The sequence below is a fragment of the Streptomyces sp. NPDC048584 genome, assembly GCF_043199595.1.
Taxonomy (GTDB): domain Bacteria; phylum Actinomycetota; class Actinomycetes; order Streptomycetales; family Streptomycetaceae; genus Streptomyces; species Streptomyces edwardsiae.
In genome coordinates this window covers 469,916-488,085 of record NZ_JBICWF010000004.1, presented here as the reverse complement: position 1 = coordinate 488,085, position 18,170 = coordinate 469,916, and the positions used below count along the sequence as shown (strand labels likewise).

Genomic DNA, 18,170 nt, shown 5'->3' with positions numbered 1-18,170 from the left:
CGGGGGAGGGTTACGGGGTGTGGTGGCCCGGGTGGGCCATGGGGGGCCGTCCGCGGTGGCGGGGGGCGGCGCGGCGGGGTGGGCGGGTGAGGGTGATCTGGCGGACCAGCTGCTGGAAGCAGGCCAGGGCGGCCGCGCCCGGGAGGGCCGCCGCGGCCGTGTCGGTGAGGGTGCGTGGGGCCTGGGCGACGCAGAGCACCACCGCGACGGTCGAGAAGAGCAGCACGACGAACCACGAGTGCAGCGCGCGCCGTTGGTGCAGTGCCGCGCGCAGGATGGACAGCGTGCCGGCCAGCCAGGGGCCGTAGACCAGCACGGGCCACCAGGCCGAGGAGTCGCCGCTGCTGTGGGCCGTGGTGACGAGGAGCAGCGGCTCGTAGGTGACGACGCCGCTGAAGACGCTCACCATCGCCACGGTGACCGCTGCCAGGGCGGCGGTGACATAGCTGGCGAGGCGGAGTGCGTCGGGGCGTTTGCGGGGCGGTTTGCGGTGGCCGCGCGGTGCTGCTGTGTGCGGGGGTGGGAGCTGCGCCGTGATGTCCTGGAGGCTGCCCATGGGACTGCCGGCGAGGGGATCGGTGACCGGGTTCTCCTCGCGGGGCCCCGGCATGGTGACCCGGGAGTATTCCTCGCTGCGGGCCTCCTGGAGCAGATAGGCGAGTTCCTCGGCGGGGTCCCAGTGCGGTACGGGCGGTTCCATGGGCTCCGCGTAGACGAGAGGGTCGTAGCGTTCGTCATTCATGTCAGCGGGCCGCGCCGATCCTGCGGGCGGAGACGTCGGATTGCCATGAATTCCCCCCGTCGGGCCTGATGAGCCCGGACATGCTTGCCTTCGTCATATAGCGACTAACGGCGGGTGTTTCGCTTGGATGCGTGGCGAATGAGTGAACGGCCGGAGGGAAAATTGGTTTATAGAAGCCGCGTCATTCCTATATCGGATCGGCGTTCAGCATATGAGGTAAAAATCCGGGCGGGACGCGGCTGCGTCTCCACCGGCATGGATCTGGAGAAGCCGTCCGCTTCCGTGCCCACGCCGAACCGTCTGGTGCCGCCCGCCCGCACCGGGGACTCCCCCTTCCTGTACGCGGATCCGCGGACCCAGGGCACCGGCGGAGACATTCCGCCGCACACGCCCGGTGGCCCGGGCCGCCCCGCCGCCTGGTGATCCCCGTCCCGGACACCGGCGAGCGCGGGGGCATCCCGTTCGCCGGGAACCGGCGGCCCGCCTCGCGCGTACTCTGAGTGGGATGACGACCCCGGTACCGTCCGGTCGTCGTCGCACAGCCGTACGCTATAAGGGAGGCGCGCCCCGCGCCCCCTTGCAACAAGGAGAAGATCCACTGGGCAAGCGACAGCCCGAAGGCCCGCCGCCCGCACCCGCGGTGCAGCGCATCCGACTGCGCTACACCAAGCGCGGCCGCCTCCGGTTCACCAGCCACCGTGACTTCCAGCGCGCCTTCGAGCGTGCGCTGCGCCGCGCCGAGGTGCCGATGGCGTACTCGGCGGGGTTCACGCCGCATCCGAAGGTGTCGTACGCCAATGCCGCACCCACCGGCACGGGCAGTGAGGCCGAGTATCTGGAGATCGCGCTCACCGCTCCGCGTGACCCCGAGCGGCTCCGGGTCCTTCTCGACGAGTCGATGCCCGCCGGGCTCGACATCGTCGAGGCGGTCGATGCCCGCACCCCCGGTCTCGCCGACCGGCTGACGGCTTCCGTGTGGGAGCTGCGGCTGGACGGCGTCGGCCCCGAGGACGCCCGCCGTGCGGTGGACGTCTTCAACGCGGCGGAGACCGTCGAGGTCCAGCGCCGGACCAAGAACGGCGTCCGCACCTTCGACGCCCGCTCCGCGGTGGTCGGGCTGGAGACCGCGGGAACCGACTTGTCACCGTCCGACGGGGGCGTCGGCTCCACCGGAGCGGCTGACGCCGCGCACCTTACTGGGCCGACCGACCACCCCTGTGCGATACTGCGGCTGGTTGTTCGGCACGTGACGCCTGCCGTACGACCCGACGACGTCCTGTCCGGTCTCCGCGCCGTGGCCGACCTGGCGCCGCCGGTCCCCGCAGCGGTGACCAGGCTGGCGCAGGGGCTGCTCGATGAAGAGACCGGCACGGTGACCGACCCGCTCGCGCCCGACCGCGAGGCAGCAGCGACCGAGCCGCAACCGGCCGGCGCCACTGCCGCCGCGACGGCGCCGGCGTAAGGAAGGTCCCGCGAAGGGACGGATGTCGTAAGCGCCGCCCTCGCACTCGGGAGCCACCTGGGGCGGGCAGCGCACCGACCACAAGACTTTCGCCAGGCCGTACGCATTCGGCGTACGGAACCGGCGAGACAGGACACAGAGTGCTCCCGTGCGGCGCCCGCGCCCCGGACGGCGGCTGTCGCGCATCGCGCGAGCCGCGGACGTCACCGGCATCGCCGGACCAGGTGCGGCGCCCGGGAGCCTGACGGGAGAAACGCCCGCATGCTCGAACCGATCGAGCCCGTAGAGGGCTCCGAACCGAACACCCCCAGCGACACCCTGCCGCCGAGGCGGCGGCGCCGTGCCGCTTCCCGCCCCGCGGGACCGCCCACCGGGGCGGACGGGACGACGGCCGAGGCCGTCGCGCCGGCCATACCGGCCGCGCAGGCCCCCGAAGCCGACGAGTCCGTCGAGGCCGATGAGCTCGATGAGCTCGTGGCACGGAAGGCCGCCGAGGACGAGAAGGAGAGCGAGGCCGTCGAGGCCCCGCCCGCCGCTCCCCGGCGCCGTCGTGTGGTGCGCCGTGCGGCCGCGTCCGCCGGGGCACCGGAGTCGGCCGAGGCCGCCGAGACGGTCGTGGCGGCGACGCCCGCCACCGCCCCCGAGCAGCCCGCCGTGCCGGCCGCGACGTCCGAGGACGCGGCCCCGCCCCGTACCCGGCGCCGTGCCACCCGCAGCGTGACCTCTCCGGAGGCCGCCCAGGCCACGGAGACCCCGGCCGGGCAGGCCACGCGCACCGCGTCCGCGCCGGAGGCCGTCGCCGAGACCGCTCAGGCCCCGGCCGAGGAGGCCGCTCCCGCCCGTACCCGGCGCCGTGCCACGCGCACCGCGTCCGCGCCGGAGGCCGTCGCCGAGACCGCTCAGGCCCCCGCCGAGGAGGCCGCTCCCGCCCGTACCCGGCGCCGTGCCACGCGCACCGCGTCCGCGCCGGAGGCCGTCGCCGAGGCCGTGGAGACGGTGGAGACCCCCGTCGACACGACCGAGACCGAGGACACCGCCCCGCGCCGTACCCGGCGTCGCGCCACGCGGCGTGCCGACGCGCCCGCCGCCGAGGAGACCCCGGTGACCGAGACCCCTGAGACTCCCGAGCCCGCGCAGGCCCCCGAGGCCGCCGCCGACGAGACCGGCTCCCGGCGCCGGCGCCGCGTGGTCCGCAAGGCCGCCGCCGGTTTCGCCGAGCCCGAGCGTTCCGCCCGCGGCGCCGGGCCCGCCGCGGACGACGAGGCGGAGACCTCGCCGCGACGCCCCGCGCGTCCCGCCGTCGCCGTGTTCCAGCCGCCGGTGTTCACCGAGCCCCGCTTCCAGACCCCGGAGCGGGCCGCCGCCGAAGCGGCCGCCGAGGTCACCGAACCGGCCGCCGAGCCGGAGCCGGCCGAGGAGCTCCCGGAGGAGCAGCCCGCCGCCGCCGGTCGCCGCCGTCGCCGCCGTCGCGGCGCGGGCGACGAGCCCGAGGCCGCGCCCGTGACCCGCGCCGAGGACGAGACCGAGGACGAGGACGAGGACGCGGACGCCGACGAGCAGTCCGAGGACCACGCCGAGGGCGACGACCAGGACGACAGCGAGGCCTCCGGTTCACGCCGTCGCCGGCGCCGTGGCGGCCGCCGCCGCCGGCGCGGTGACTCCGCCGAGACCGACGCCGAGGGCGGCGACCTGGCGGACGCCTCCGCCGAGCAGGCCGCCCAGGACGCCGAGGACACCGCGGAGCAGGCCGAGGAGGACGCGGAGGACGACTCCGACGACCACGAGGACTCCGGTTCCGGCTCCAGCAGCAGCCGGCGCCGCCGGCGTCGTCGCCGCCGCTCCGGTGACGGCGGTGGTGACGGCGAGTCCGCCGACGACCCCGAGCGCACCGTCGTCAAGGTGCGCGAGCCGCGCAAGGCGTCCGAGCCGTCGGACGAGGTGCAGTCCATCAAGGGCTCCACGCGTCTGGAGGCGAAGAAGCAGCGCCGCCGCGAGGGCCGCGAGCAGGGCCGCCGCCGGGTGCCGATCATCACCGAGGCCGAGTTCCTGGCCCGCCGTGAGGCCGTCGAGCGCGTCATGGTGGTCCGCCAGCACGGCGACCGTACGCAGATCGGCGTCCTGGAGGACGGCGTGCTCGTCGAGCACTACGTCAACAAGGAGCAGGCGACCTCGTACGTCGGGAACGTCTACCTCGGCAAGGTGCAGAACGTGCTGCCGTCGATGGAGGCCGCCTTCATCGACATCGGCAAGGGCCGCAACGCGGTGCTGTACGCGGGCGAGGTCAACTTCGAGGCGCTCGGCATGTCGGGCGGCCCGCGCCGAATCGAGTCCGCGCTGAAGTCCGGGCAGCCGGTCCTGGTGCAGGTCACCAAGGACCCGATCGGCCACAAGGGTGCCCGTCTCACCAGCCAGGTCTCCCTCCCGGGCCGCTACCTCGTGTACGTGCCCGAGGGTTCGATGACCGGCATCAGCCGCAAGCTGCCCGACACCGAGCGGGCCCGGCTGAAGACCATCCTCAAGAAGATCGTCCCCGAGGACGCCGGCGTCATCGTGCGCACCGCCGCCGAGGGCGCGAGCGAGGATGAGCTGCGCCGGGACGTCGAGCGGCTGCAGGCGCAGTGGGAAGAGATCAAGAAGAAGTCCAAGAACGGTGGCGGCAGCGCCCCGACGCTGTTGTACGGCGAGCCGGACATGACCGTCCGGGTCGTGCGGGACATCTTCAACGAGGACTTCACCAAGGTCGTCGTCAGCGGCGACGAGGCCTGGGAGACCATCCACGGCTATGTGTCGCACGTGGCGCCGGACCTCGCCGGACGGCTGTCCAGGTGGACCAGCGAGGTCGACGTCTTCGCCACGTACCGGATCGACGAACAGCTCGCCAAGGCGCTGGACCGCAAGGTCTGGCTGCCCAGCGGCGGTTCGCTGGTGATCGACCGGACCGAGGCGATGATCGTGGTCGACGTCAACACCGGCAAGTTCACCGGTCAGGGCGGCAACCTCGAGGAGACGGTCACCAGGAACAACCTGGAGGCGGCCGAGGAGATCGTGCGTCAGCTGCGGCTGCGCGACCTCGGCGGCATCATCGTCATCGACTTCATCGACATGGTCCTCGAGTCCAACCGGGACCTGGTGCTGCGGCGCCTGCTGGAGTGCCTGGGCCGGGACCGTACGAAGCACCAGGTCGCCGAGGTGACGTCGCTGGGCCTGGTTCAGATGACCCGCAAGCGGGTCGGCCAGGGTCTGCTGGAGTCGTTCTCGGAGACCTGCGTCCACTGCAACGGACGCGGTGTCATCGTGCACCTCGACCAGCCGGCGGCCGCCGGTGGTGGCGGCAAGCGCCGGAAGCGGGCGCGGGCCGGCGCGGCGGACCAGCCGCACGAGCACGAGACGGCCGTGGGCGTCGAGACGGCCGAGCAGGAAGCGGAGACGGAGACGGAGGTCGCCGCCGAGCCGGTCGCGCTGCCCGCGCCCCCCGCGGCGGAGCCGCTCAAGGACGCTTTCGTGCCGGACGAGGAGCTGTACAGCAGCGCCGCCGAGGCGGAGGCCGCGGCCACCCGCGGCCGTACGCGCCGCCGGTCGAGCCGGCGGGTGTCGGCCCCGGCGGGCACGCCGAAGCGGTCGGCCAGGGCCGACCGGCGCAGGGCCGAGGAGCCCGAGCAGTCCGAGCACGCCGAGCAGGCCGAGGCCCCGACGGCGCAGGACGTGACGGCCGCCGACGAGGTCGCGCGTCCGGTGCGTCCGGAGCCCGCCGCCGAGGCACTGGCCGAGCCCGCGGCCGTCGAGGACGCGGTGGTCCCCGAGCCGGCCGAGCCGGCTGCCGAGGAGGCCGCGCCGACGGGCCGTACGCGTCGCCGGGCCACCCGCAAGGTGTCCGCGCCGGCCGGTCCCCCGGCGGGAGCGGAGGCCGCGGTGGTCGTCGCGGAGCCCGTGGCCCCGGTCGCCGAGCCGGCGCCCGAGCCGGAGGAGGCCCCGGCACCGGCCGAGGTCGCCCCGCCCCGTCCGCGCCGTCGCGCGGTGCGGGGGCCGAGCACGTCGACCGCGTCCGAGGAGACGGCCGTCGTGGTCGTCCCCTCGGCGGCGGAGACGGCGCCCGCCGAGGAGGCCGAGGCGGAGACCGAGGCCGCCCCGGCCAGGAAGACCGCCCGCACGGCGGCCAAGAAGGCCACGGCGAAGAAGGCCGCGACCAAGAAGACGGTGGCCAAGAAGACCACCGCCAAGACGGCCGCCAAGAAGACGACGGCCAAGAAGGCGGCGGCGAAGACCACCAAGTCCGCCGCCACCAAGACCGCCACCACCAGGACGACCGCGAAGAAGACGGCGTCGAAGAAGACCGCGGCCGCGGCCGAGCAGCCGCCGTCCTCGGTGACGGCCGTGACCGACGAGGACTAGCGGTCGCGTCCACGCTGTGTGGTCCTGTCCCCCTAGGACGGGACCACACCCTTTCCCAGGGGCCGCGCCCGCCGCGCGGGCGCGGCCCGTTCAGACAGTTCTGCCGCCGAGATGACATTTCCCCGACTCGGTCGGATCCGGGGAACGTAAGGAGAAAACCGCGATGATAGGCCTCGTGCTTGCGGCCGGCGCCGGACGCCGTCTGCGCCCCTACACCGACACGCTTCCCAAGGCGCTGGTGCCGGTGGGCGCGGAGGGCGACCCGGACGCGGTCACCGTGCTGGACCTGACGCTCGGCAACTTCGCCGAGATCGGGCTGACCGAGGTCGGTGTCATCGTCGGCTACCGCAAGGAGGCCGTCTACGAGCGCAAGACGGCTCTGGAGCAGAAGTACGGCGTCAAGCTCACCCTCATCGACAACGACAAGGCCGAGGAGTGGAACAACGCCTACTCCCTGTGGTGCGGCCGTGACGCCCTCGAGGACGGTGTGATCCTCGCCAACGGCGACACCGTCCACCCGGTCTCCGTCGAGAAGACCCTGCTCGCCGCCCGCGGCGACGGCAAGAAGATCATCCTCGCCCTGGACACGGTGAAGAAGCTCGCCGACGAGGAGATGAAGGTCGTCGTCGACCCCGAGAAGGGGATGACGCGGATCACCAAGCTGATGGACCCCGCCGAGGCGACGGGCGAGTACATCGGCGTCACCCTCATCGAGGGCGAGGCGGCATCGGAACTGGCCGACGCGCTGAAGGCGACGTTCGAGCGGGACCCGCAGCTGTACTACGAGGACGGCTACCAGGAGCTGGTGAACCGCGGCTTCCGGATCGACGTGGCGCCGATCGGCGACGTCCAGTGGGTCGAGATCGACAACCACGAGGACCTCGCCCGTGGACGGGACATCACGTGCCAGTACTGACCCGGCTCATCCCCTCGCCGGTCGTCGTCGACATCCGCCCGGGTGCCCTCGATGATCTGGCGAGCGTCCTCGCGGACCAGCGGATCTCCCAGTCGGGCAGACTCGCGGTGGCGATCAGCGGCGGCTCCGGGACGCGGCTGCGGCAGCGGCTGTCGGCCGCCCTGCCGGGGGCCGACTGGTTCGAGGTCGGCGGCGGCACCATCGACGACGCGGTCCGGCTCGCCGACAAGATGAAGTCCGGCCGCTACGACGCGGTCGTCGGACTCGGCGGCGGCAAGGTCATCGACTGCGCGAAGTACTCCGCGGCGCGCATCGGGCTGCCCATGGTCGCCGTGGCCACCAACCTCTCGCACGACGGCATCTGCTCGCCCGTCTCCATCCTGGACAACGACGCGGGCCGCGGCTCCTACGGCGTGCCGATGCCCATCGCGCTGCTCATCGACCTCGCGGTGATCCGCGAGGCGCCGATCCGCTTCGTGCGCTCGGGGATCGGGGACGCGGTGTCCAACATCTCCGCCGTCGCCGACTGGGAACTGTCCCACCGGGTCAACGGCGAGAAGGTCGACGGTCTCGCCGCCGCCATGGCCCGCCAGGCGGGGGAGGCCGTGCTGCGCCACCCCGGCGGCTGCGGCGACGACGGCTTCCTGACCGTGCTGTCCGAGGGCCTGGTGCTGTCGGGCATCGCCATGTCGATCGCGGGGCACACCCGGCCCTCCTCCGGGGCCTGCCACGAGATCAGTCACGCGCTCGACCTGCTGTATCCCCGGCGTGCCGCCAGCCACGGCGAACAGGTCGGCATCGGCGCGGCGTTCGCGATGCATCTGCGGGGCGACCACGACAGCTCCCGGATGATGGCCGACGCGCTCCGCCGGCACGGGCTGCCGGTCCTCGCGCAGGAGATCGGTTTCGACGACGACGAGTTCGTCCGCGCCGTCGAGTTCGCCCCGGAGACCCGCCCGGGCCGCTACACGATCCTGGAGCATCTGGACCTGTCGCCGGAGCGGATCAAGGACGCCTACGCGGACTACGCGGCGTCGGTCACCGACTGAGGCCGGGGGTCCGGTTTGACCCTCGCGGGCCGGGCCCCGTAACCTTGACCGTCGGCGTGTCCATCGGGACTGCCACATCCCCGTAAACCTCTTCCTTCCGGGTGCTTCGGCGGCCGGAAGAGGTCGTCCGTGTCCATGGCCGGGCGGCTGGCCTGCGGGGGTGCCGTTCTTCGAGTGAGAGTGAGATCCGCGTGTACGCCATCGTGCGCAGCGGTGGTCGCCAGCACAAGGTTGCTGTCGGCGACATCGTCGAGGTTGACAAGATTTCCACCGCCAAGGTCGGCGACACGGTCGAGCTCTCGACCCTGCTCGTGGTCGACGGCGAGGCCGTGACCAGCGACCCGTGGGTGCTGGCCGGCATCAAGGTCCAGGCCGAGGTCGTGGACCACCACAAGGGCCAGAAGATCGACATTCTGCGCTACAAGAACAAGACCGGCTACCGCCGTCGTCAGGGCCACCGCCAGCAGTACACGGCGATCAAGGTCACTGAGATCCCCGCGGCTGCGAAGTAAGGGACTGAGGAGACATGGCACACAAGAAGGGCGCATCGTCCACTCGGAACGGTCGCGACTCCAATGCCCAGCGGCTCGGCGTGAAGCGCTTCGGCGGTCAGGCCGTCAACGCCGGTGAGATCATCGTCCGCCAGCGCGGCACCCACTTCCACCCGGGCGCCGGCGTCGGCCGTGGCGGCGACGACACGCTGTTCGCCCTGCAGGCCGGTGCGGTGCAGTTCGGCACCCACCGTGGCCGCAAGGTCGTGAACATCGTTCCGGTCGCCTGATCGGAAGCTTTCGCGAGGCGGACCTCACTTCCCGGTCGGGAAGGCGGGTCCGCCTTTCGCGTGTTAGGCAAGAGACATTCCGCGCAATAAATGGAGGCACATCCCATGACCACCTTCGTGGACCGCGTCGAGCTGCACGTCGCCGCGGGTAGCGGAGGTCACGGCTGTGCCTCCGTCCACCGTGAGAAGTTCAAGCCCCTCGGCGGACCCGACGGCGGGAACGGCGGACGCGGCGGCGACGTGATCCTCACCGTCGACCAGTCCGTGACCACCCTCCTCGACTACCACCACTCCCCGCACCGCAACGCCACCAACGGCAAGCCCGGTGAGGGCGGCAACCGCAGCGGCAAGGACGGCCAGGACCTGATCCTCCCCGTGCCGGACGGCACCGTCGTCCTCGACAAGGCGGGCAACGTGCTCGCCGACCTCGTCGGTCACGGCACCTCGTACATCGCCGCCCAGGGCGGACGCGGCGGGCTCGGCAACGCCGCCCTCGCCTCGGCGCGGCGCAAGGCGCCCGGATTCGCGCTGCTCGGTGTGCCGGGCGACCGCCAGGACATCGTGCTGGAGCTGAAGACCGTCGCGGACGTGGCGCTCGTGGGCTATCCCAGCGCCGGCAAGTCGTCCCTGATCTCCGTGCTCAGCGCCGCCAAGCCGAAGATCGCCGACTACCCCTTCACCACCCTCGTCCCGAACCTCGGGGTCGTCACCGCCGGGTCGACCGTCTACACCATCGCCGACGTGCCCGGTCTCATCCCCGGCGCCAGCCAGGGCAGGGGGCTCGGCCTGGAGTTCCTGCGCCACGTCGAACGGTGCAGCGTCCTCGTGCACGTCCTGGACACCGCCACGCTGGAGTCCGACCGCGACCCCGTCTCCGACCTCGACACCATCGAGGAGGAGCTGCGCCAGTACGGCGGCCTCGGCAACCGTCCCCGCGTCGTCGTCCTCAACAAGACCGACGTGCCCGACGGCAAGGACCTCGCCGAGATGGTCCGCCCCGACCTGGAGGCGCGCGGCTACCGCGTCTTCGAGGTGTCGGCGGTCGCGCACCGGGGACTGCGGGAGCTGTCGTTCGCGCTCGCCGAGCTGGTGGCGGGGGCGCGGGCCGCCAGGCCCAAGGAGGAGGCGACCCGTATCGTCATCCGGCCCAAGGCCGTGGACGACGCCGGTTTCACCGTCACCCGCGAGGAGGCCGACGGAGAGCCGCTGTTCCGGGTGCGAGGCGAGAAGCCCGAACGCTGGGTCCGCCAGACCGACTTCAACAACGACGAGGCCGTCGGCTATCTGGCCGACCGTCTCAACCGCCTCGGCGTCGAGGGGGAGCTGATGAAGGCCGGTGCCCGCTCCGGCGACGGTGTGGCCATCGGGCCCGAGGAGAACGCGGTCGTCTTCGACTGGGAGCCGACCGTCACCGCCGGTGCGGAGATGCTCGGCCGCCGTGGTGAGGACCACCGCTTCGAGGCCCCCCGCCCGGCCGCGCAGCGACGCCGCGACCGCCAGGCCGAACGGGACGACTCCGAGCGGGAGTACGACGACTTCGAGCCGTTCTAGACCGGCGGACGCCCCCGTGAGGCGGTGCCCCGGACCGAGCCGTGTGCCGGTCCGGGGCACCGCCTTTTCTCTTCCGTCACACATGGTTTGACGGTGCGTCAACTGTTACGTGACTGTGCACCGGCCGACGGATCATCGCAACGGAACGGTCCAAACAGGGAACTACAGTGATGAAAAACGCTGCTCGTGGGGGGCGCATTGAATACCGAGCCCGTAGGGGGGCCCACCGTCTCGGTGGTCATTCCGGTCTACAACGCCGGTGACTACCTGACGGAATGTCTGCAGTCGATCGCGGACCAGTCCATGGGATTCGACCACATCGAGATCATCGCCGTGGACGACGCCTCCACGGACGGCAGTGGGGACGTGCTGGACGCCTGGGCGGAACGCCACCCCGGGCGGATCACCGTCGTACGGTTCGAGAGGAACTCCGGTGCCCCGGGCGGTCCGCGCAACCGGGGCATCGAGACGGCCACCGGCGAGTTCCTGTTCTTCGCGGATCCCGACGACCGCCTCGGGACCGAGGCGCTGGAGCGACTGGTGGGGGCCGCCCGGCGCGACGGCTCGGACGTGGTGCTCGGACGCATCCGCGGAGTGGGCCGCAAGGCGCCGGTCACACCGTTCCGGAAGAACGTCGAGCGCGGTGACATCTTCTCCTGCAAGGCCGTCTGGACCCTGACCGCGCACAAACTGTTCCGGCGCTCTCTCGTGGTGGAGCACGGTCTGCGCTTCGCCGAGGGGGTCAGGCTGGCCGAGGAGCAGATGTTCGTCGTCCCGGCCTATCTGCACGCCCGGTCGATGTCCGTGGTGGCCGACTACGACTGCTACCACCTGATCCACCGGGACGGCTTCCCGCATCTGACCCACGAGGTCCCCGACCCCGCCCCCTTCTACGCCAATGTGCGTGACGTACTGGACGTGGTCGTCGAACACGTCCCGCCCGGCAGCCGGCGCAACAGCCTGCTGTACCGCTGGCTCACCCTGGAGATACTCGGCCGCTTCAAGGAGACCTTCGCCGAGCTGCCGGACGCGACACGGGCCCAGCATGTGGAGCTCGCCGGGCAGTTGCTGCGCGCGTACATGCCGAGCGAACTGGTGGCCGAACTGCCGCCGCTGTCCCGGCTGCGCTGTCTGCTGCTCTCCCAGGGGCTGGTGGAGGAGATCACCGCCCTGTGCGCCCTGGTGCCCAGACCGGAGCCGGCGCCTGCTCGGGCTCCGGAGCAGACGCCCCACCGGCAGGTGGCGCAGGGCGCCGGGCGCCCGCGGCTGCGGGGCCGGATCCGCGCACTGACCGTCGCACTGGCCGGCCGCGCGGGTCCCGCCGGGAAGACCGGGCACTGAGGACGGGGCCGCTCACAGCGAAAGGGCGACGGCCGGGCGATTCCGCCCGGCCGTCGCCCTTCCCGTTGCCGGGGAACCTCCGGTCCCCCGGCAACCGGCCGGCTCAGACCTCCCCGGCCTGCTCGATCATCCGGTCCACGACCCGCTTCGAGGCCTCGCCGTCGTCGAGGTCGCAGAACAGGTGGTGGAACCGCGCGAAGCGCTCCTCGTACTCGGCGGACACCTTGTCGATGTCGCGGATCGCCGTGACGAGCTCCTCGGAGGTGGAGATCAGCGGTCCCGGCGAGTCGTTCTCGAAGTCGAAGTAGAAGCCGCGCAGCGTGTCCCGGTAGTGCTCCAGGTCGTACGTGAAGAACAGCATGGGCCGCTTCAGGTGGGCGTAGTCGAACATCACGGACGAGTAGTCCGTGATCATCATGTCCGCCGCCAGGTACAGGTCGGCGATGTCCGGGTACTCGGACGCGTCCCACACGAAACCGTTGCCGGCGCCCGGCACGGCGTCGACGACGTTGGAGTGACGCCGGATCAGCAGCACATGGTCGTCGCCCAGCCGGCGGCGGGCGTCGTCGAGGTCGATCCGCAGGTCGAACAGGTACTGCCCGGCGCTGTGCGACTGGTCGTCCCGCCAGGTCGGCGCGTACAGCACGACCTTCTTGCCGCTCGGAATGCCGAGCGTCTTGCGCACCTTGTCCGCGATCTTGTCGCGGTCCGGCGAGTACAGGTAGTCGTTGCGCGGGTAACCGGCCTCCTGGATCTCCCCGTCGTAGGAGAAGGCCCGCTTGAGGATCGGGGTGGAGAACCGGTTGGAGGAGACCAGCAGACTCCAGTTCTTGGCCTCGAGCGCCAGACGGTTCTGGTACTCGCGGTCGAAGTACAGCGTCTCGATGTCGTGGCCGATCTTCTTCAGCATCGTGCCGTGCCACGTCTGCACGATGACCTGGCCGGGCCGGCGCTTCACCCACTCGGGCAGATGCCCGTTGGTGACGATGTACCGGGAGGTGGCCAGGGCCTCGAACCACTCGCGGCCCCACATGCGGACCTTGTCCGCGGTGTGCGGCAGCACCACCTGACCGTCGCGCACGGCCCACAGGTACTTCATGTCGCTGCCGCGGCGCAGCAGTTCCTCGTGCATCGCCCGCGGGCTGTCGGAGTACTGCTTGCCGTTGTAGCTGAGGAAGAACACCTGGTCGCGCAGCGGCTCCTGGCAGCCCGTGTCGTACACCTCGCGGCGCAGCTGGAGCTGACGGTACGGACCGCGCTCCAGGTCGCTGAGCTCGGAACGGCAGTTGAGCTGCGGGTAGTCGCTCCAGCGGTTCTCGAACCAGTAGCGGCGGCCGCCCAGTTCGGTGTGGAGCGGGAAGCGGGGCAGGGCCGGCCGGTCGATGACGAACTGGGCGTCCGGGACGTCCGGGTTCGCGGAGCGCAGCAGCAGGTTCCAGCGGCCCGCCTTCAGCGGCACCTGTCCGGAGCCGCCCATCACCGACGGGTCGAAGGCCACGGTGAACGTGCCGTCCTCGGACCAGTCGGTGGACGCCGTGCGCTCGTCGTAGCGGTTGGTCGCCTTGAGGACGAGGTCGGAGCCGGCGAGTTCCCGGCTGGCGCGGCCGCGCACCACGAGCTTCCCGTCGTCGAGGACGACATCGGTGAGCACGGCACGGCGGGTCCGGCCGGTGATCTTCAGATAGCCGTTGTGACCGGACGTCAGCGCGATCTCGCGGTGGGCGCCCTCCTCGCCGAACGAGGCCGGCAGATCGAAGGACAGGTCCTCGAGACCCTCCCGGACCACACTGCTGAACTGGCGCTCCGTGCCGTCCTCGGCGGTGGCCACCAGCACCGTGCTCCACCGGCGGCGGTCCGGCTGGGCCTGGTCGTCGACCGTGCTGGTGCTCAGCAGGGCCACGTCCGCCAGCGGTACCCGGGTACGGAACGTCCTCGAACCGCCCTGCTCCGCCACATCGACCGGGTAGTTGCGCAGCTCGCCGCTCTTGCCGTGGCTCAGCCGGAACGTCACCGTCTCCCCGGCGTTCAGCGGCTCCCGGATGTCACCGGTGATCTCCACCGCGTCGCCGTCCAGCCGGCGGTCGGTGATCAGGGCGCGCACCTTCTCGACCCGCAGCTTGAGCGCGCTGCGCTCGACGGTCGGCAGCAGCCGGAAATCCTCGTCGAGCCACTGGTACGGCGGGAAGTTCGCGGCCGAACCGCCGCGGGTCCAGATGCCGCTGCGCCGCACCAGACCGGAGGCGTAGACGTTGATGCCGACGTGCCAGAGGCCCTCCTGCCAGGTGCCGCCCTTGCGCAGCTTCGCCGGGTCGAGGGCCAGTTCCCAGCCCGCCCAGTCGTAGTTGTAGCGCTGCTGACCGGAGTCCGTGGTGCACTCGGGCCGGTGGACGTTCCTGGCCGGCAGGAAGACACGCCGGCGCGAGCCGTTGCGCTTCAACTGGACGATCTTGACGCTGCTCCGCTTCGACGATACGTCGATCTTGTCTATGTAGGCGTCGCCGGACAGGACGAGTTTGCCGTCCTGCCAGGTCACCGAGCGCAGCGGGGCGCGCAGGTCCAGGTCGCCGTCGATGCGCAGCGCCGACTTCGGCAGCTCGAGGCCGCTCTCCTCCAGCGTGCGGAAGCTCGCGTACTTGCGGAAGGTCCCGGAGACCTCCACCGGCTCCTTGCGGCGCTGCGAGGCCAGCAGGGCGATCAGCTCGGGCATGGCGTGCTTGCGGACCAGCAGCCACTGCACCCGCAGATCCGTCGGCAGCGCCATGACGATCTTCGGGTCCACCATGTCGAGGTAGCGGTTGGTGGCCTCGAGGAACGCCTCGTGGAACTCGGCCGTGGAGTCCGGCAGCACCCGCAGGAACAGCCGCAGGTCGTCGCGGAGCACCCGGTCGTCGTACTGGCGCTTGTACTCGGCGAACTCGGCGCCGGGCTGCTCGGCGAGGTAGTCGCTGACCATGCTGACCGCGGTGACCCGGTCGCGGATGGCCTGGGGCTCCTTGCGGCGCTGGGTGATCGAGGGGGCGGACTCGCCCTCGCGCAGCCGCCAGAAGTACGTCGGCTCGCCGATGACGTCGACGGCCTGAGCCCGGTAGTGGGCGGGCAGGACGACGGGGATGTCCTCGTGGAGGATCCCCTCGGGGAAGACGAAGCCCTCCTTCTCCCAGAAGCTCCGCCGGAAGATCTTGTTGCAGGCGATGCGGTCGGCGATGAGCTTCGGGTTCCTGGATATGTGCGTGCCCCTGCGGGCCTCACCGGCGAGCATCTTCAGCAGGGGCACCTGCCAGGTCTTCTCGCCCTTGAGGTGGAAGACGTTGCCGGTGGCGAAGTCCGAACCGGAGTCGTCCAGGCTGGCGAGCATCTGCCGGTAGGCGTCCGGCGGGATGAGGTCGTCGCTGTCGACGAAGGTGAGGTACTCCGAGGCGTCCGACACGTTCTGGATGCCCGTGTTGCGGGCCGCTCCGAGTCCGGCGTTCTCCTTGCGGATCAGCTTGAAGCGCTCGTCGCGCTTCGCGTACGCCGCGGCTATCGCGGCGGAGCCGTCGGGGGAGCCGTCGTCGACCATCAGGACCTCGATGTCCCGGAAGGTCTGCGCGGCGAGCGAGTCCAGGCACGCGGGCAGATAGCGCTCGACGTTGTAGATGGGGACGATGACACTGAGCCGAGGGGCCATGGCTTTTGTGATCTCCTTCCTGGGGTCAGGCCCGCTCGACCAGTTCGAGCGCCTGGTCGGGGGTCGGTGCGTGGGGTCGTTCGGTGAACGGGACGAACGGCAGTGCGGTCTCCTCACCGAGGAAGACGCGCCGCACCACCCTTTCGGCTGCGTGCCCGTCGTCGAATTCGCAGAAACGGAGCCGGAACCCGGCCCGGCGCTCGGTGGCCTCCGGTCCGTCGTACTCCCGCGAGCCGAGCAGCCGGATCAGTTCCGCCTGCGTGGTGGCCACCGCACCGGGCGGCTCCTCCAGCAGGTTGAAGTAGGTGCCGCGGACCGCGGAGTAGATGTCCCAGTCGGGGGCGTAGACGATGATCGGCCGGTCGAGGAGGGCGTAGTCGAACATCGCCGACGAGTAGTCCGTGATGAGCGCGTCCGCGGCCAGGTACAGCTCCTCCACCCGGCCGTGGTCCGACACGTCCAGGATGCGGCCGCTGCGGCGCAGTTCGGCGATGTGCGGGGAGCTGCCGTAGAAGTAGTGGCCGCGGATCAGCAGCGTCACGTCGGGGCCCAGCTCGTCGGCGAGCCGCGCGAGGTCGAGGGCCGGTGTGAACCCGGGCTGGTACTCGCGGTGGGTGGGCATGTACAGCATGGCCCTGGTGCCGTCGGCCAGTCCGAGCGCGGCGCGGGCCCGGCGGACGTCCTCGGCCGTGGCGTTGACCAGGAAGTCGTTGCGCGGGTAGCCGGTCTCCAGGGTGGTGTACGAGCAGGGGTACACCCGCTCCCACACGGCGGTCGAGAAGCTGTTGGAGCTGAGGCTGTAGTCCCAGCGGTCACAGCGCTCGAGGAGCTTGGCGAAGTTCATGTGGGTGGACGCCGGGTACTTCTGCTGGTCCAGTCCCATCGTCTTCAGCGGGGTGCCGTGGTGGGTCTGCAGATGGATCTGGCCCTCCCGCTTCACCACCGTGTCCGCGAAGTTCACGTTGTTGACGAGGTACTTGGCACGCGCCACGGCCGCCCAGTAGGCGCGCGAGCCGACCCGGACGTGGTCCACGCCCTCGGGCACACCGTCCACCGAGTCCGCCCGGACGGCCCACACCCGGCGGATTCCGGGGGCGAGCCTGGCCAGTTCGGCGTCGATGGCCGCCGGGTTGCAGGAGACGCTGCGGCTCCAGTAGGCGGAGAACACGGCGAGGTTCTCGTCGATGGGGAGCCGCAGCTGCGACTGGTAGGACATGCCGACCGCGCTGCGCTTGGACCGGCTGATCGCGGCCGCCGCGCCGTTCCTGACCTTCCGTCGGAACTTCACGGCGGCGGTGGCGCCGGCCATGGTCGCGTAGGCGTCGCGCTCCAGCATCGCGTACTTGTGGCCGCGGCCGCCGGCCGGGCGCTGGAACCCCTTGGGCAGACGGTCACGGTAGTCGGCCGAGGCGCGGTGGAAGAACTCAGCGCGGGCGGACTGCGGCAGCCGGCCCGGACGCTCCAGCACGGTCAGATAGTGGTCGACCATCTTGCGGAACAACGGCCCGCGCCACTCGTCGAGTTCCGGATGCGCGTCGACGTAGTCGAAGACCCGGCGGTACTGGTCGAAGACGTCGAAGTGCTTGCGGCTGACCGTCTTCAGGATGTTGCCGCCCTCGCGGCGCTGCCGGTACAGGACGCAGACGCGGTCCAGGACGGCCATGCGCTCGGCGCTGATCATCGAGCAGAACGTCCAGGGGGCGTCCTCGTAGTACCCCGGGGGGAAGGTGAGGCCGGTGCGGGCGATGAAGTCGCGGCGGTAGGCCTTGTTCCAGACGATCTGCAGCAGATTGAGCAACTCGGGGCGGTCGGCGAGGCGGAAGACGTCCGGGCCCTCGCTCCTCAGCAGGTCCGCCCGCTGGTTGGGGCGTATCTCCCCGTCCCAGTAGGTGCGCGCGTAGTCGTAGACGAGTATCTCGGGGTCACCGGTGGCCTCGAGGCGGTCGGCTATCGCCGCCAGCGCGCCGTCGGACAGTGTGTCGTCGCTGTCCAGGAACAGGACGTAGTCGCCCTGGGCCCGCTCAAGACCCGCGTTGCGCGCGCGCCCCAGCCCCACGTTCTCGGTGAGGTGAATCACATGAATACGGGCGTCTCTTGCCGCGTACTGGTCGAGAACGGCGCCCGAACCGTCCGGCGAGCAGTCGTCGACGGCAATGATCTCGAAGTCCGTGTAGTCCTGTCCGAGAAGGGAATCCAGGCACTCGGGCAGATAGCCCTGCACCTTGTACACAGGGACAACGAGGGAGAGTCTGGGCATCCTTACAACCTGTTC

11 protein-coding genes are annotated in these 18,170 nt (G+C 71.2%); 8 read left to right on the top strand and 3 right to left on the bottom strand.

The window, feature by feature from the left end:
• Positions 1–10: 10 nt before the first annotated feature.
• A complete protein-coding gene (locus ACGFR9_RS12480) occupies positions 11–742 on the bottom strand; it encodes a DUF2637 domain-containing protein (protein WP_393206257.1) in 732 nt (243 codons plus the stop codon).
• A gap of 640 nt (positions 743–1,382) precedes the next feature.
• Between ACGFR9_RS12480 and ACGFR9_RS12475 the strand changes: the two genes are divergently transcribed.
• The 8 genes from ACGFR9_RS12475 (at position 1,383) to ACGFR9_RS12440 (ending at position 12,231) form a co-directional block, all read left to right on the top strand.
• Positions 1,383–2,204, top strand: coding sequence for a TIGR03936 family radical SAM-associated protein (locus tag ACGFR9_RS12475; protein ID WP_393206255.1), 822 nt, complete (start codon positions 1,383–1,385; stop codon positions 2,202–2,204).
• A gap of 261 nt (positions 2,205–2,465) precedes the next feature.
• A complete protein-coding gene (locus tag ACGFR9_RS12470; RefSeq protein ID WP_393206253.1) occupies positions 2,466–6,593 on the top strand; it encodes a ribonuclease E/G in 4,128 nt (1,375 codons plus the stop codon).
• A gap of 163 nt (positions 6,594–6,756) precedes the next feature.
• Positions 6,757–7,509, top strand: coding sequence for a sugar phosphate nucleotidyltransferase (locus ACGFR9_RS12465; RefSeq protein WP_393206251.1), 753 nt, complete (start codon positions 6,757–6,759; stop codon positions 7,507–7,509).
• Positions 7,497–8,558 (top strand): iron-containing alcohol dehydrogenase family protein, encoded by a 1,062-nt coding sequence (locus tag ACGFR9_RS12460; protein WP_393206249.1) that lies wholly within the window; start codon positions 7,497–7,499, stop codon positions 8,556–8,558. Before ACGFR9_RS12465 ends, ACGFR9_RS12460 begins: the two co-directional genes overlap by 13 nt.
• A gap of 191 nt (positions 8,559–8,749) precedes the next feature.
• Entirely contained in the window at positions 8,750–9,070 is a 321-nt protein-coding gene (rplU, locus tag ACGFR9_RS12455; RefSeq protein WP_030217740.1) for a 50S ribosomal protein L21, read from the top strand.
• 14 nt (positions 9,071–9,084) lie between these two features.
• Positions 9,085–9,339, top strand: a complete 255-nt coding sequence (rpmA, locus tag ACGFR9_RS12450; protein ID WP_030217742.1) for a 50S ribosomal protein L27 — start codon at positions 9,085–9,087, stop codon at positions 9,337–9,339.
• 105 nt (positions 9,340–9,444) lie between these two features.
• Positions 9,445–10,890 carry a GTPase ObgE gene (obgE, locus tag ACGFR9_RS12445; protein WP_393206245.1) on the top strand — a complete coding sequence of 482 codons (1,446 nt, stop codon included), beginning with the start codon at positions 9,445–9,447 and terminating at the stop codon, positions 10,888–10,890.
• A 198-nt stretch (positions 10,891–11,088) separates the two neighbouring features.
• Entirely contained in the window at positions 11,089–12,231 is a 1,143-nt protein-coding gene (locus ACGFR9_RS12440; RefSeq protein ID WP_393206242.1) for a glycosyltransferase family 2 protein, read from the top strand.
• 103 nt (positions 12,232–12,334) lie between these two features.
• Here ACGFR9_RS12440 and ACGFR9_RS12435 read toward each other — a convergent pair whose 3' ends face one another.
• Together ACGFR9_RS12435 and ACGFR9_RS12430 are read right to left on the bottom strand one after the other, a co-directional pair.
• Complete coding sequence (locus ACGFR9_RS12435; RefSeq protein ID WP_393206239.1) at positions 12,335–15,898, bottom strand: CDP-glycerol glycerophosphotransferase family protein; 3,564 nt, start codon at positions 15,896–15,898, stop codon at positions 12,335–12,337.
• 25 nt (positions 15,899–15,923) lie between these two features.
• The gene (locus tag ACGFR9_RS12430) at positions 15,924–18,155 is read right to left on the bottom strand and encodes a CDP-glycerol glycerophosphotransferase family protein (protein WP_393206236.1); all 2,232 of its coding nucleotides are present in this window, start codon (positions 18,153–18,155) and stop codon (positions 15,924–15,926) included.
• Positions 18,156–18,170: the final 15 nt, after the last annotated feature.

Coding starts and splice junctions, on each gene's coding strand:
- ACGFR9_RS12430 (WP_393206236.1), bottom strand. CDS start 18,155: ATGCCCAGACTCTCCCTCGTTGTCCCTGTGTACAAGGTGCAGGGCTAT.
- ACGFR9_RS12465 (WP_393206251.1), top strand. CDS start 6,757: ATGATAGGCCTCGTGCTTGCGGCCGGCGCCGGACGCCGTCTGCGCCCC.
- rpmA (WP_030217742.1), top strand. CDS start 9,085: ATGGCACACAAGAAGGGCGCATCGTCCACTCGGAACGGTCGCGACTCC.
- ACGFR9_RS12480 (WP_393206257.1), bottom strand. CDS start 742: ATGAATGACGAACGCTACGACCCTCTCGTCTACGCGGAGCCCATGGAA.
- ACGFR9_RS12470 (WP_393206253.1), top strand. CDS start 2,466: ATGCTCGAACCGATCGAGCCCGTAGAGGGCTCCGAACCGAACACCCCC.
- ACGFR9_RS12435 (WP_393206239.1), bottom strand. CDS start 15,898: ATGGCCCCTCGGCTCAGTGTCATCGTCCCCATCTACAACGTCGAGCGC.
- obgE (WP_393206245.1), top strand. CDS start 9,445: ATGACCACCTTCGTGGACCGCGTCGAGCTGCACGTCGCCGCGGGTAGC.